The organism is Streptomyces sp. NPDC048361 (genome assembly GCF_040651795.1).
Classification (GTDB): domain Bacteria; phylum Actinomycetota; class Actinomycetes; order Streptomycetales; family Streptomycetaceae; genus Streptomyces.
Map to the genome: position 1 here is coordinate 1 of NZ_JBEZKW010000060.1, position 13,208 is coordinate 13,208.

Consider the following 13,208-nt stretch of genomic DNA (forward strand, 5'->3'; position numbering starts at 1 on the left):
AAAACCGGGCCCCGGGGTCCCGCGCCGGACGGGCTGAAGATGTGCGTGCCGCCCGGCACCGAGTAGTTCAGGGGCGCGGGGAACTGCGCGACCAGCCGTCCACCGGGGCCGCATCCGGAAGCCGGCCCTTCGAGGGCCGCGGGGAACTTCGCGACGGTGTTCCCCGCGCCGCCCCGCAGGGTCTACGTGTCGAGGGACGCCCGCGTCGCGTTCGAGGGGCCGCGCAGGGGGCGGAGCTCCCTCGATACCGATTCCGCGTCCCGCAGCACCCGTACCGCGTTCGACCACGTCAGCTTCGCCAGGTCCGCCGAGGACCAGCCGCGGGAGAGCAGCTCGGCCACCAGGTTCGGGTAGCCGGAGACGTCGTCGAGGCCGGACGGCGTGAACGCCGTGCCGTCGAAGTCGCCGCCGAGCCCGATGTGGTCCACCCCGGCCACCTCCCGCATGTGGTCCAGGTGGTCCGCGACCGTCGACGCCGTCGCGACCGGCCGCGGATTCGCCGCCTCGAACGCCTCGTGGAGCTTCATCGCCTCCGGTGAGGTGTCCAGGTGGTGGAGCCCGTGCGCCCGCAGGTTGTCGTCGGCCGCCGCCGTCCAGGCCACCGCCGCCGGGAGGATGAACTTGGGGACGAAGGTCGCCATCGCCACCCCGCCGTTGCCGGGCAGCAGGCCCAGCACGTCGTCCGGGATGTTGCGCGGGTGGTCGCAGATCGCCCGCGCCGAGGAGTGCGAGAAGATCACCGGCGCCACCGACGTCGACAGCGCGTCCCGCATCGTCGTCGCCGCCACGTGCGAGAGGTCGACCAGCATGCCGATGCGGTTCATCTCGCGGACGACGGCGTGGCCGAACGGCGAGAGCCCGCCCACGTTCGGCACGTCCGTCGCCGAGTCCGCCCACGCCAGGTTGGAGTTGTGGGTCAGCGTCATGTAGCGCACGCCGAGCGCGTACAGGGCGCGCAGTGTGGCGAGGGACTCGTTGATCGAGTGGCCGCCCTCGGCGCCCTTCAGGGAGGCGATGCGGCCCTCGGCGCGCGCCGCCTCCATGTCGTCCGCGGTGAGCGCGGGCGCCAGGTCGCAGGGGTGGCGCGTCAGCATCTGGTCGACGCAGTCGATCTGTTCGAGCGTCGCGCTGACCGCCTCGTCGCCGGCCAGGTCGGTGCGTACGTACACCGACCAGAACTGCGCACCGACCCCGCCCGCCCGCAGCCGGGGGATGTCGGTGTGGGTGCGGCCGGTCAGGTCGGTGGCGAGGTCGCAGCGGTCCAGGTCGTAGCGGACCTTCTCGCGCAGCGCCCAGGGCAGGTCGTTGTGGCCGTCGGCCACGGGGTGGCGGGCGAGCAGGGCGCGGGCTTCGTCGAGGTGTGTCGTGGCGTTCATGGCACTCACTTTCCGAAACCGAAGGCGCCCGAACCCTCGACCTTCGTACGCAGCCGCTTGCCCTTGTCGGTCGCCTGGTCGTTCAGCTCCTGCTGGAACTCCCGCATGCGGACGAGGAGTTCGGGGTCGTGCGCGGCCAGGATGCGGGCCGCGAGCAGGCCCGCGTTGCGCGCGCCGCCGACCGAGACGGTGGCGACCGGCACGCCCGCGGGCATCTGCACGATGGAGAGCAGTGAGTCCATGCCGTCCAGGTACTTCAGCGGGACGGGCACGCCGATCACCGGGAGCGGGGTCACCGAGGCGAGCATGCCGGGCAGGTGGGCGGCGCCGCCCGCGCCCGCGATGATCGCCTTCAGGCCGCGGCCCGCGGCCTCCTCGCCGTACGCGATCATTTCGCGCGGCATCCGGTGCGCGGAGACGACGTCGACCTCGTAGCGGATCTCGAACTCGTCGAGGGCCTTGGCCGCGGCCTCCATGACCGGCCAGTCGGAGTCCGAGCCCATCACGATGCCGATGACGGGGCCGGGTGTGGAAGCGCTGCTCATTCGGTGATCGTTCCCCTGAGGTAGTCGGCCGCGTGGCGGGCCCGCTCGCGGACCTCGGCGAGGTCGTCGCCGTAGGTGTTGACGTGGCCCACCTTGCGGCCGGGCTTCACTTCCTTGCCGTACATGTGGATCTTCAGCTGGGGGTCGCGGGCCATGCAGTGCAGGTACGCGTAGTACATGTCCGGGTAGTCGCCGCCGAGCACGTTGCACATCACGGTCCACTTCGACCGAGGGCGCGGGTCGCCCAGGGGCAGGTCGAGGACGGCGCGGACGTGGTTGGCGAACTGCGACGTCATCGCGCCGTCCTGGGTCCAGTGGCCCGAGTTGTGCGGGCGCATCGCCAGCTCGTTGACGAGGACGCGTCCGTCCCGCGTCTCGAAGAGCTCGACCGCGAGGTGGCCGACGACGCCGAGTTCGGCGGCGATGCGCAGGGCGAGCTGCTGGGCCTCGCCCGCGAGGTCGTCGTCGAGGTCGGGCGCGGGGGCGATCACCGTGTCGCACACGCCGTCGACCTGGACCGACTCCACGACGGGGTAGGCCACCGCCTGGCCGTGCGGCGAGCGCACGACGTTGGCCGCGAGCTCCCGTACGAAGTCCACCTTCTCCTCGGCGAGGACGTCGACGCCCGCCTTGAAGGCGTCGGCCGCCCCGGCCTCGGAGCGTACGAACCACACGCCCTTGCCGTCGTAGCCGCCCACCACCGTCTTGAGGATGACGGGGTAGCCGTCGCCCTCCTCGGCGAACCGCGTCACGTCGGCCGGGTCGGCCACGATGCGGTGACGGGGGCAGGGCGCGCCGATCGCACTGAGCCGGGCGCGCATCACCCCCTTGTCGTGGGCGTGCACCAACGCGTCGGGCCCCGGGCGGACGACGACGCCGTCCGCTTCCAGGGCCCGCAGATGCTCGGTCGGAACGTGTTCGTGATCGAAGGTGATCACGTCACAGCCGCGCGCGAAGTCACGCAGCGTGTCCAGGTCGCGATAGTCGCCGACGACGACCTCGCTCACCACCTGGGCCGCCGAGTCCTGCGGGGTGTCACTGAGGAGCTTGAATCTGATGCCGAGGGGGATGCCCGCCTCGTGGGTCATGCGGGCGAGCTGACCGCCGCCGACCATGCCGACTACCGGGAACGTCACGCCTCCAGGGTATCCGCCGCTTCGGCGCCGCCCGTAGGGGCCGGGTTCCACCGGCCTTCGGGGGCTCGCGCGGGGCACCGCGGCGAGGGGGTGGTTAGCATGGGCGGGTTGACTGGCACGAAAAGCACACCTGCGAAGCACACCTACTCGGACGGGGCTGGGCGATCACCATGAGTGCACAGGGCGCATCGCCATCGCGACTGCGACTGCTCGTACGCGAGGTCGCCAAGTTCGGCGCGGTCGGCGGGCTCGGGGTGCTCGTGAACATGGGCGCCTTCAACCTGCTGCGGCACGCGACCGACCTCCAGGTGGTGCGGGCGAGCCTGCTGGCCACGGCGATCGCGATCGCGTTCAACTACGTGGGCTTCCGCTACTTCGCCTACCGCGACCGCGAGAAGAGCGGCCGGGCCCGTGAGCTCACCCTGTTCCTGCTGTTCAGCGTGGTCGGCGCGGTGATCGAGAACGGCATCCTCTACGTGGCCACGTACGGTTTCGAGTGGAACAGCCCGTGGCAGAACAACTTCTTCAAGTTCCTCGGGATCGGGCTCGGCACCCTGTTCCGGTTCTGGTCCTACCGCACCTGGGTGTTCCGCGCACTCCCGGCCCGGGAGGCAGTACAGACGGCCGAATCGTTTCTCGACGACCCCAGGCCCGCCGTCCCCGCCCAGCACTGACCGCCGCCGCTGAGGACCCGGCGCCGGGCGCTCAGCGGATCGTCGTCGTGCTCTGCGGCTCCCGGCGCCCCCGCGCCTCCCGGCTGAGGAAGAGCGCGAACACCGCCGGCTGCTGCTGGAGCATTTCGAGCCGGCCGCCGTCGGCCTCCGCGAGGTCCCGGGCGACCGCGAGGCCGATCCCGGTGGAGTTGCGGCCGCTGATGGTCCGCTCGAAGATCCGCGCGCCGAGGTCCGGCGGCACCCCGGGGCCCTCGTCGGTGACCTCGACCACGGCCTGGTTGCCGGTGACGCGGGTGCGCACCGCGACCGTGCCGCCGCCGTGCATTAGCGAGTTCTCGATCAGCGCGGCAAGCACCTGGGCGACCGCGCCCGGTGTGCCGACCGCCTTGAGGCCGGTCTTGCCGGAGCGCACGATCGCGCGGCCCGCGCTGCGATAGGCCGAGCGCCACTCCTCCAGCTGCTGCTTGACGACCTCGTCGAGCGAGAAGACCACGGCCGAACCGGTGCGCGGATCACGGCTGTTGGTGAGCAGGCGCTCCACCACGTCGGTGAGCCGCTCGACCTGGGTGAGCGCGATCATGGCCTCTTCCTTGACCGTGTCGAGGTCGTCGGTGAGGGCGATCTCCTCCAGGCGCATGGAGAGCGCGGTCAGCGGCGTACGCAGCTGGTGCGAGGCGTCCGCGGCGAGCCGGCGCTCCGCGGTGAGCATCCGGCCGATCCGGTCGGCCGAGGAGTCGAGAACATCGGCGACCCGGTCGAGCTCGGGCACCCCGTACCGCTTGTGCCGCGGGCGTGGGTCGCCCGAGCCGAGGCGTTCGGCGGTCTCGGCGAGGTCGGTGAGCGGCGAGGCCAGCTTGTTGGCCTGGCGCACGGCGAGGAGCACCGCGGAGACGATGGCGAGCAGCGCCACGGCGCCGATGATCAGCAGGGTGCGCCCGACCTCCTTGGTCACCGTGGAGCGGGGCTCCTGGACCAGGACGGACTCGCCGCGCTCGCCGGTCGCGGTGCCCTTGATGACGGTGCCCTCGGGCTTCTGGCCCAGCTCGATCACCGGGCGGCCCGGGATCGCGATGCGGGCGTACCGCTTGGGGTCGATCTGTTCGGCGAGTACCTGCGCGTTGACGGTCTCTTTGGCCAGGGTGCGGCTGTCGACGACGGAGACCAGCCGCACCGCCTCGGAGTTGACGCTCTCCTGGGCGCTGCTGCTGATGGTCCGTGTCTCGACGATGACGAGGGAGACGCCGAAGACCGCGATCACCACGAGAACGACCGCGAGTGTGGAGTTGATCAGTCGACGGCGCATGTGCCCGGGTGCTCCGGCTCTCTCTAGCTCTTCTCGAAGCGGAAGCCGACTCCGCGGACGGTGGCGATGTAGCGCGGGTTGGCCGCGTCGTCGCCGAGCTTCTTGCGCAGCCACGAGATGTGCATGTCGAGCGTCTTGGTCGAGGACCACCACGTGGTGTCCCAGACCTCGCGCATCAGCTGGTCGCGGGTGACGACCCGGCCGGCGTCCCGCACCAGGACCCTGAGCAGGTCGAACTCCTTGGCGGTGAGCTGGAGCTCCTCGTCGCCCATCCAGGCCCGGTGCGACTCGACGTCGATCCGCACGCCGTGGGTGGCGGGCTGGGGCACCGGCTCGGTGGCGCCGCGGCGCAGCAGCGCCCGGACCCGGGCGAGGAGTTCGGCGAGGCGGAAGGGCTTGGTCACGTAGTCGTCGGCGCCGGCGTCGAGGCCGACCACGGTGTCCACCTCGTCGGCGCGGGCGGTGAGCACCAGGATGGGGACGGTGTGGCCTTCGGAGCGCAGCCTCCGGGCGACTTCGAGGCCGTCCATGCCGGGAAGCCCCAGGTCGAGCACGACCAGGTCGGCGCCCCCCTGCAGTCCGGCGTCGAGGGCGGTCGGGCCGTCCTCGCGGACCTCGACCTCGTAACCCTCCCTGCGCAGGGCGCGGGCCAGTGGCTCCGAGATGGACGCGTCGTCCTCGGCGAGCAGTACACGGGTCATGGAGGTGATGGTAGTCCGCGGCGGAGGCAATCCGTCAGGTGATCCACCCACCCTGCGGGTCTACGGCGCGATCTTGTTCAACACCTTCGAATTACGGTGAGTGGTTCCATGGAAGCCTGTGATCCATCTCTCAAGTCCTTCCATATGCGCCGCTCTGGTGACGTATGGTGTCCCGACGCCTATAGCACTACTCGTGGACCTTTGGCCTGCTTGGCGCGCCAAGGGTCTCTTTTCTGCACAGGGCCGGCTTTGCCAGTCTTGAGATTCAGTGAATGACCTACGGGCCGGGCCCCAGCGCGCACCAGCGCACGGGGCGTGGATCCCGGTGTGGTCTGTCCTTCCCGGTCTCCCCCACGGAGCCGGACCCCAAAGGCGTTGGGGGGACAGCGGCCATGCCGGTGCCGGCCTTCCCCCACCGGGCGCGATTCAACGCTCACGAAGCGCGCGTCCCGAGCAAGCAAGGATCGACCATGGCGTCCAGCCTGACGAAGGACTCGCCCAGTACCACTGGCACCGAGCAGACCTTCCTCGGCCACCCCCGCGGCCTGGCCAACCTCTTCATGACGGAGATGTGGGAGCGCTACAGCTTCTACGGCATGCGGGCCCTGCTCGTGCTCTACCTGGTCGCCCCGGCGTCCCAGGGCGGGCTCGGGTTCAACATGGCCACGGCCACCGCGATCTACTCGGTCTACAACGCGATGGTGTACCTGCTCGCCCTGCCGGGCGGCTGGCTCGCCGACCGCGCCTGGGGTGCCCGCAAGACCGTGGCCCTCGGCGGCACGATCATCATGATCGGCCACTTCCTCCTGGCCGTGCCGGTCGAACTCTCGTTCTTCATCGGTCTCGCGGCCATCGCGCTCGGCTCCGGCCTCCTCAAGGCCAACATCTCCACGATGGTCGGCCACCTGTACCCGGACAAGAACGACCCGCGCCGCGACGGCGGCTTCACGGTCTTCTACATGGGCATCAACCTCGGTGCCTTCGCCGCCCCGCTGACGATCGGCACGCTCGGCCAGAAGGTCAACTGGCACTTCGGCTTCGCCCTCGCCGGGGTCGGCATGGCCCTGGGTCTGCTGTTCTTCTTCCTCGGTTCGCGCCACATGTCGGCGGAGAGCGACGTCGTTCCGACGCCGATGTCCGAGGCCGAGCGCGCCTCGATCATCAAGAAGGTCCTGATGTGGCTGGGCGTCGCGGTCGTCGCCTACGGCGCCCTCGCGGTGTCGGGCCACTTCACGGTGAACTGGGCGATCTGGCCGCTGACCATCGCCGGCCTCATCATCCCCGCCTGGTACTTGCTGCGCATCAAGCGGGACAAGGACCTCGACCAGGTCTCGCAGTCGCGGATGTCGGCGTACGTGTGGTTCTTCGTCGCCGCGGCCGCCTTCTGGGGCATCTACGACCAGACCGGCTCGACGCTGAGCGTGTTCGCGCAGGACAACACGGCGAACAAGCTGTTCGGCTGGAACTTCCCCTCCAGCTGGTTCCAGTCCCTGAACCCCCTGTACGTGATGGCGCTGGCCCCGGTCTTCGCGTGGCTCTGGGTGTACCTGAACAAGCGCCGCCAGGAGCCGAGCACGCTGTCGAAGTTCGCCTTCGGCCTCACGCTCATCGGCCTGTCGTTCTTCGTGATGATGCTGGCCCAGGCCGCCTCGTCCGGCGGCGTCAAGGTCACCCCGCTGTGGCTGTGCGCGGTCTACCTGATCCAGACCGTCGGTGAGCTGACGCTCTCCCCGGTGGGGCTCTCGCTCACCACCAAGCTGGCGCCGGAGAAGTACGCCTCGCAGATGATGGGCGTGTGGTTCCTTGCCGTCACGGCCGGCGACTCCGTCATCGCGCTGCTCCAGCTGGTCGGCGCGCCGACCGACTCCTCGTACTGGTTCGCCAGCCAGGGCGGCCTCGCCGTCCTCGCCGGTGTGGCGATCTTCATGTACCGCAGGAAGGTCCAGCCGCTCATGGGCGGCGTGCACTAGCACCGCCCCGGCACGTCAAGGGCCGCCGCACCGGGAGGTGCGGCGGCCCTTGGTCGTTCCCGTGGTGCGTCAGCGCGTGCCGCGCAGCCGCCGCCACGGGGTGAAGGTGAAGATCGCGCCGCCGAGCAGGATCACCGTGCCCGCGACCAGGCCGAGCGCGCGCAGCGCGCCCGTGCCGCTCGCGCCGGTCTGGGCGAGGCCGCCGGAGCCGGAGGTGGACGCCGCGCCCCCCGAGCCCGCGGTGGTCGCCGAGCCGCTGCCGCCGGCCGCGCCGCCCGGCTGGGCCGCCGTGTCCAGCTCCAGGGAGACCGGCGCGGTGCCGGAGACCTTGCAGGGGATGTGGATCGGGGAGCCGCCCAGGGTGACGTCGATGGACAGGTCGCCGGGGCTGAGGGTGGACGTGCCGGAGGCGCCCGGTTTGTAGGTGCCGGTCATGTCGGTGAGGCTCACCGGTGCGCCCGACTTGATGGGGTCCGGGTTGGCGGGGCCCGTGACGGCCACCGAGCCCTTGTCGGCGCCGCCGACGGTGACCTGCATCGACGGCTTGAGCGCGCCCGCCGGAAGGTCGGCCGGACTGTTCATGACGCCCTTGGCCGTCTTGACGGTGAGGGCGTAACTCCCGCCGCTCTTCTTGGCGTTGATGGTCACCTTGGACTGGATGCTGGCCGGCCCGGGCGCGGTGCAGGCGAAGTTGACGGCGACCTCCTTGCCGGGGAAGTCGCTCTGGTCGCCACCGCCGCCGGTGGTGGCGCCGGACGTCGAGCCCGCCGTGGACCCGCCGGTGGTCCCGGCCGTGGTGGTGCCGCCCGACGTGGTCGATCCGGTGGTGGAACCGGAGGTCGTGGAACCGGTCGTGCCCCCGGTCGTGGTGGATCCGGTGGTGCCTCCCGTCGTGGTGGAGCCGGTCGTGCCGCCGGATGTGGTGGCGCCGGTCGTGCCCCCGGTCGTCGAGCCTCCGGAGGTGCCGCCCGCATCGGTGACCTTGATCGTCGCGCCGACGCCGACCGCCACCTTCGGGGTGCACTTGGTGTCCGTCGACATGATCTGGTTGACGTTGATGTTGTACGCGCCGGGCGTCAGGGTCACGTCACCGGCCGTGGTCAGCTTCAGCTTGGCCGTCATGTCCGAGAGGACCATGGGGCTGTTCTTGGGGATCGGCGGGTTGGTCCGCGGGCCCTTCATGGCGATGTCCGCGCTCTGCGCGCCCGCCGCCTTCAGGGTGCCGGTCGGCTGGACGACGTCCTTGTTGAGGTCGAGGACGTTGGGGTTGTTCGACGCGGCCTGGGTGAACTTCCAGACGACATCCACCTCGTCGCCCACCTTGGCCGTGGCGGGCGCGGTGATCTGCACCTTCGTCGTCCCCTCGACCGGCGGCAGGCCGGAGATGGACGGCGGTATGCACTCGGTGGAGTACGAGACCTCGGCTGCTTGTGCGGGACCTGCGGCGAGCATGATCCCCGCGCCGCCGAGCATCAGCGCGATACCGGCCGCGCTCATCCTCCGTTGCGTGGTCACGGATTTCCCTTCGTCGTGGGGCCATACGGACGGCCCGGCTGGCTCGTGGACGGTGCGGAGTCGGGGGTGAACCACGGCAGCGCGGCCGTGGTGGAGTGCGGGGTGTCGTCCGGGCCCGGCCCCTGCTCCGGTCCCGGGTTCGGCCCTTGCTCCGGTCCCGGGTTCGCCCCCTGCTCCGGGACGGTGTGCGGCGCCGTGGGCTCCTCGCGCGCCCGGCCGGGTCTCGGCAGGCGTACGGTCACGTCGGTCAGGCGCATGCCGCGGTGCCGCGCCGCGTTCGGGGCCCGCTTCGCGGCGCGCGGGCGCAGGCGGTCGACGACGGCCATGCCGATGCGGAAGACCGCGGCGGGCACCACCAGGCAGAGCAGGATCCAGAAGACGGTGACGCCCCAGGGCCGGCCGACCCCCCAGGGCTCGGTGGCCAGCAGCTTCTTCGCGTACTGGACCGAGACCTGGTAGTCGCCGTGGGCGCCCGCCGACAGCTCGAAGTCGAGCCTGATCTCGGCCTTTTGGCCGGGCGCGATGGTGCCCCTCCACTGGCGGTCCTCCCACTGCGGCGCGAACACGCCGTGCGAGGTGCCGAGTTGGAAGACGGGGTCCTTGACGGGGGCCGAGCCCAGGTTGCCGACGGTGAAGACCAGGGTGCGCGCGGGCGGCGCGCCGAACCAGGTCAGCAGGGAGCTGCTGCCGTCGAGGCGCGGTTCGGCGAGGACCGCGAGTCTGCCGTCGCCGCTCTGGTCGGGCAGGGGTGCCACCGGATGGCCGGTGATCTTCAACTCGGCGTCGACCAGGGCCGGTTCGCCCTGCACGGTGGCGACGTGGACGACGCAGGGGCACGGCTTGGGCGGTGGGGCCGCGGGGAGCGCCTTGGTGAAGGCGCCCTTGGCGTCGGTGGTGACGGCCTGGCCGTCCGCGTTGGAGCAGGAGTTGGTGCCGCCGATGACGCCCCGGGTGGGGTCGGACTGCCCGCACACGAGCAGCATGAGCAGCGCGCCGGGCCGCCAGCCGCTGCCGGTGACGGTGACGTCGGCGCCCTTGGCGGCCTCGGTCGTGGAGAGAGCGACCGTGGGGGAGCCGTCGTCGGCGTACGAAGGTCCGGCCGCCGGCAGGACGAGAAGGGCAAGCAGGGCGGGCACGGCGATCAGGGCGATCAGGGCGAGAAGGGCCGGCGGCAGGACGCGGGGTGGTCCACCCCTCAGGTGTGGCTTCACCGAAGAGCTCCTGTCTGCGCCAACTCGCGTTCCTCCAGCTCACGTTCCGCGGGCTCGGCACGGGGTGCGCGGCGTCGGCGCGCGATGAGCCGAGCGGCGGCCGCCGCGCCGCCGAGCAGCACGAGGCCGACTCCGGTGACGGCGCCCCACGGTACGAAGGTGACGTCGGCCGCGGCGCTCGCGTGGGCGCCGCCTTCGGCGGTGACGTCGAGGCGGACGTCGACCCGGTCGAGGGCGGGCGGATGCGGCCAGGCTTCGCTCAGCTCGACGCGCTGCCCCGGCAGGAGTTCGAGAGGCAGCGGCCGGGCGGCGCGCTGGAGCGCGCGGCCGAAGACGCCGTCGGCGTGCACCGCGAGCCGCGGGGTGAGGGCGGTGTTGCCCCGGTTGACCAGGGCGTAGCGGATGAGGTGGCGGCTCTTGTCGACGCGTACGGACTCGACGGTCAGCGCGCTCAACGTGGGCCCCGCCACGCGGACTTGGAGGCGGATGCCCGCGTCGCGTCCGCCCCCGGTGGCGACGAGCGCGGCGGGGTGGTCACCGGGCTGCGCGCCGGCCGGGACGGTGACGGAGAACGGTACGTCGGCGCGGGTGTGCGGCGGGATGTTCACCTCGGGCGCGGCAGGCGTGATCCACGGGTCGGGGCTCGCGCGTACGGCGAAGGAACCGTCTGCGGTGTTGTAGGCGGCTGCGCCGCGCAGTCGCAGGGTGAGGGGCGCGCCGGTGGGGTTGCTCAGCGAGACCGTGTCCTCCAGGACGGCGCCGGGCGCTCCCTCCAGGTAGAAGTAGGGCCGCCCGTCGGTGCTCGGGCGGGTCCCGCCTCCGGACGCGGGCGCGGCGGTCCACTCCCCGCTCGCCGGCGGCGCGGCCTGCGCGGCCCGCGCGGCGGGCGCCGAGAGAGCGCACAGCAGCAGGGCCAGGACCGGCAGGGCCAGGATCGGCAGGGCCGGGCGGTTCGGACGCATCGGCGGCTCCTCGGGGGGCGAGGGGGTCCCCTTGCGGGGCGTACCGGAGCACAAAGGCTCCTTCGGGGGCGTACGGAAGTGCCGGTCCTTCGGGGGCGTACGGAAGTGCCGGTCCTTCGGGGGCGTACGGAAGTGCCGGTTCAGGCCTGCCGGTTACGGGGGTCGGACCCGTCGGCCGCGCCGGTCGAGACCGTCGGTCGGACCCGCCGGTCGCGCCGGTCGGCCTCCGGTCGGACCCGTCGGCCGTGCCGGTCGAGACGGTCGGTTGCTCCGGTCAGGCGCGCTGGTCGCGCCGGGTCGGGACGGCCGGCCTCACCGGTCAGGTCCGCTGGTTGCGCCGGGTCAGCCAGAGCACTCCGCCCGCGCCGACCAGGACGACCGTGCCGCCGAGGGTGCCCAGCGCGACGGCCGAGTCGAGGGGGCCGGTCTTGGGCAACGCCGCGGGGGCCCCGCCACCACTGGTCGAGCCCCCGCCGGTCGAACCCCCGGTCGAACCGCCCGTCGAACCGCCCGTCGAACCGCCACCGGACGATCCGCTCGCCCCGGTGACCTGGAGTTCCAGGGAGGGCCCGGGATTGTTGCTCGCGGTGCAGGTCGTGGTGGTGCCGAGCGCCTTGATGGTGAGGACGCCCGCGGTGAACGTGACCTTGCCGTTGGCCTTCGGCACATACGTGCCCGACAAGTCGCTGATTTTGATCGGGGAGTTGGCGGGGATCTCCGCGGAGTTGGCCGGCCCGGTGACGGCGAGCGTGCCCTTGTCGGCGCCGCCGAGAACGATCGTGGCGCTCGGGTTCATCGCGCCGGCGCCCAGGGCGACCGGGCTGGAGGAGACGCCCTTCTGGAAGGACATGGTGACTTTGTAGGAACTGCCGCTCGGCACCGCCTTGATGTCGATGGGCGACACGGCGCTCTTGGCGCCGATCGGCGTCTTGCAGTTGTAGTTGACGTCGACGACGGATGCCTGGGCCGTCGGGGCGGTGATCAGCACCACCGAGCCCGCCACCGCCGTCGCCAGCGCGAGAGCTGTCCGCTTCGGGTACGACACCTCGAATACCCCTTATGCCGGTTCTGCCGGAGGGCCGCCACGTTCCTGACGGCTCATCAGATAGGGCGTCAAGGTACGCCGGGGGCCTTGTCGAGGGAAGACAAAGAGCAGAGCGGATCGAGGTGCGGACATGCCAGAAGACCGGCGGGTCCGAACCGCCGGTAACCGTGAACGGGAGTTACGCGGGTGCCACGAGTGCCGCCCAGAGCCTTACGCGGGTGCCGCGAGTGCCGCCCAGAGCCTTACGCGGGTGCCGCGAGTTCCGCCCAGACCGTCTTGCCTGCCACGCCCGGCGTGCGTACCACGCCCCAGTCGAGGCACAGCCGCTGCACGATGAACATGCCGTGCCCTCCGGGCCGGCCCGCACGGTGCGGGGTGCGGGGCGCCGGCTGTCCCGAGCCGAGGTCGCTGACCTCAAGACGCAGAACCTTCGCGGTGCGCGACACCCTCAGCCCCTCGGGCCCCTCGGCGTGCAGACACGCGTTGGTCACCAGCTCGGAGACGACGAGCAGGACGTCTTCGGCGGCGGCGCGGCCCTCGGCCGTCGCCGCCGGAAGCCAGCCCCAGTCGTAGAGGGCCTGCCTGGTGAAGTCCCGTGCCATGGGGACGATGCCGCTCGCCCCACTGAGCGCGAGCACGCGCGCGGACGTGACGGAGCCCGTGTCGTCGGATTCCGACGGCACGGCGCCGGGCCGGGCCCCATGGGGCTCTGGCCCACGGTCGCCCGGAGCTTGCTCCCGGGTGGTGCTCATCAGCGCTTCACCTCACCG

12 protein-coding genes are annotated in these 13,208 nt (G+C 71.6%); 2 read left to right on the plus strand and 10 right to left on the minus strand.

The genetic code is table 11. The features are described 5' to 3' along the window. Nucleotides 1–182: 182 nt before the first annotated feature. Genes AB0D31_RS27815 through AB0D31_RS27825 form a run of 3 tightly spaced genes read right to left on the minus strand, consistent with a single transcriptional unit; the run spans nucleotide 183 to nucleotide 3,057 of the window. Nucleotides 183–1,376 (minus strand): dipeptidase, encoded by a 1,194-nt coding sequence (locus AB0D31_RS27815; RefSeq protein ID WP_362728132.1) that lies wholly within the window; start codon nucleotides 1,374–1,376, stop codon nucleotides 183–185. Between the two features lie 5 nt (nucleotides 1,377–1,381). After that, a complete protein-coding gene (purE, locus tag AB0D31_RS27820) occupies nucleotides 1,382–1,921 on the minus strand; it encodes a 5-(carboxyamino)imidazole ribonucleotide mutase (RefSeq protein WP_362728134.1) in 540 nt (179 codons plus the stop codon). Continuing rightward, nucleotides 1,918–3,057 (minus strand): 5-(carboxyamino)imidazole ribonucleotide synthase, encoded by a 1,140-nt coding sequence (locus AB0D31_RS27825; protein ID WP_362728136.1) that lies wholly within the window; start codon nucleotides 3,055–3,057, stop codon nucleotides 1,918–1,920. Before AB0D31_RS27825 ends, purE begins: the two co-directional genes overlap by 4 nt. Nucleotides 3,058–3,227: 170 nt before the next feature. On the opposite strand from AB0D31_RS27825, the gene AB0D31_RS27830 reads away from it, so the two are divergent. Beyond that, nucleotides 3,228–3,731: a GtrA family protein gene (locus tag AB0D31_RS27830; protein WP_362728137.1), complete on the plus strand. Its 504-nt coding sequence runs from the start codon at nucleotides 3,228–3,230 to the stop codon at nucleotides 3,729–3,731. Nucleotides 3,732–3,762: 31 nt separating this feature from the next. On the opposite strand, the gene AB0D31_RS27835 is transcribed toward AB0D31_RS27830, so the two are convergent. Together AB0D31_RS27835 and AB0D31_RS27840 are read right to left on the minus strand one after the other, a co-directional pair. Further along, the gene (locus AB0D31_RS27835; RefSeq protein ID WP_362728139.1) at nucleotides 3,763–5,034 is read right to left on the minus strand and encodes an ATP-binding protein; all 1,272 of its coding nucleotides are present in this window, start codon (nucleotides 5,032–5,034) and stop codon (nucleotides 3,763–3,765) included. Nucleotides 5,035–5,057: 23 nt separating this feature from the next. Beyond that, a complete protein-coding gene (locus AB0D31_RS27840; protein WP_053725082.1) occupies nucleotides 5,058–5,735 on the minus strand; it encodes a response regulator transcription factor in 678 nt (225 codons plus the stop codon). Nucleotides 5,736–6,205: 470 nt separating this feature from the next. Between AB0D31_RS27840 and AB0D31_RS27845 the strand changes: the two genes are divergently transcribed. Further along, nucleotides 6,206–7,705 carry an oligopeptide:H+ symporter gene (locus tag AB0D31_RS27845; RefSeq protein WP_362728141.1) on the plus strand — a complete coding sequence of 500 codons (1,500 nt, stop codon included), beginning with the start codon at nucleotides 6,206–6,208 and terminating at the stop codon, nucleotides 7,703–7,705. 69 nt (nucleotides 7,706–7,774) lie between these two features. Here AB0D31_RS27845 and AB0D31_RS27850 read toward each other — a convergent pair whose 3' ends face one another. The 5 genes from AB0D31_RS27850 to AB0D31_RS27870 form a co-directional block, all read right to left on the minus strand. Next, complete coding sequence (locus AB0D31_RS27850) at nucleotides 7,775–9,202, minus strand: hypothetical protein (RefSeq protein ID WP_362728180.1); 1,428 nt, start codon at nucleotides 9,200–9,202, stop codon at nucleotides 7,775–7,777. A 14-nt stretch (nucleotides 9,203–9,216) separates the two neighbouring features. After that, nucleotides 9,217–10,431, minus strand: a complete 1,215-nt coding sequence (locus tag AB0D31_RS27855) for a hypothetical protein (RefSeq protein WP_362728143.1) — start codon at nucleotides 10,429–10,431, stop codon at nucleotides 9,217–9,219. Continuing rightward, entirely contained in the window at nucleotides 10,428–11,393 is a 966-nt protein-coding gene (locus tag AB0D31_RS27860; protein WP_362728145.1) for a hypothetical protein, read from the minus strand. The genes AB0D31_RS27855 and AB0D31_RS27860 overlap by 4 nt, the downstream gene beginning before the upstream one ends. A gap of 319 nt (nucleotides 11,394–11,712) precedes the next feature. After that, nucleotides 11,713–12,438, minus strand: a complete 726-nt coding sequence (locus tag AB0D31_RS27865) for a peptidase (protein ID WP_362728146.1) — start codon at nucleotides 12,436–12,438, stop codon at nucleotides 11,713–11,715. A 242-nt stretch (nucleotides 12,439–12,680) separates the two neighbouring features. Continuing rightward, nucleotides 12,681–13,190 carry an ATP-binding protein gene (locus AB0D31_RS27870; RefSeq protein ID WP_362728148.1) on the minus strand — a complete coding sequence of 170 codons (510 nt, stop codon included), beginning with the start codon at nucleotides 13,188–13,190 and terminating at the stop codon, nucleotides 12,681–12,683. Nucleotides 13,191–13,208: the final 18 nt, after the last annotated feature.

What these genes read in the sequence shown, in the direction of transcription:
- AB0D31_RS27840 (WP_053725082.1), bottom strand. Translation starts at nt 5,735, where the DNA reads ATGACCCGTGTACTGCTCGCCGAGGACGACGCGTCCATCTCGGAGCCA.
- AB0D31_RS27860 (WP_362728145.1), bottom strand. Translation starts at nt 11,393, where the DNA reads ATGCGTCCGAACCGCCCGGCCCTGCCGATCCTGGCCCTGCCGGTCCTG.
- AB0D31_RS27850 (WP_362728180.1), bottom strand. Translation starts at nt 9,202, where the DNA reads ATGAGCGCGGCCGGTATCGCGCTGATGCTCGGCGGCGCGGGGATCATG.
- AB0D31_RS27835 (WP_362728139.1), bottom strand. Translation starts at nt 5,034, where the DNA reads ATGCGCCGTCGACTGATCAACTCCACACTCGCGGTCGTTCTCGTGGTG.
- purE (WP_362728134.1), bottom strand. Translation starts at nt 1,921, where the DNA reads ATGAGCAGCGCTTCCACACCCGGCCCCGTCATCGGCATCGTGATGGGC.
- AB0D31_RS27830 (WP_362728137.1), top strand. Translation starts at nt 3,228, where the DNA reads ATGAGTGCACAGGGCGCATCGCCATCGCGACTGCGACTGCTCGTACGC.
- AB0D31_RS27815 (WP_362728132.1), bottom strand. Translation starts at nt 1,376, where the DNA reads ATGAACGCCACGACACACCTCGACGAAGCCCGCGCCCTGCTCGCCCGC.
- AB0D31_RS27870 (WP_362728148.1), bottom strand. Translation starts at nt 13,190, where the DNA reads ATGAGCACCACCCGGGAGCAAGCTCCGGGCGACCGTGGGCCAGAGCCC.
- AB0D31_RS27845 (WP_362728141.1), top strand. Translation starts at nt 6,206, where the DNA reads ATGGCGTCCAGCCTGACGAAGGACTCGCCCAGTACCACTGGCACCGAG.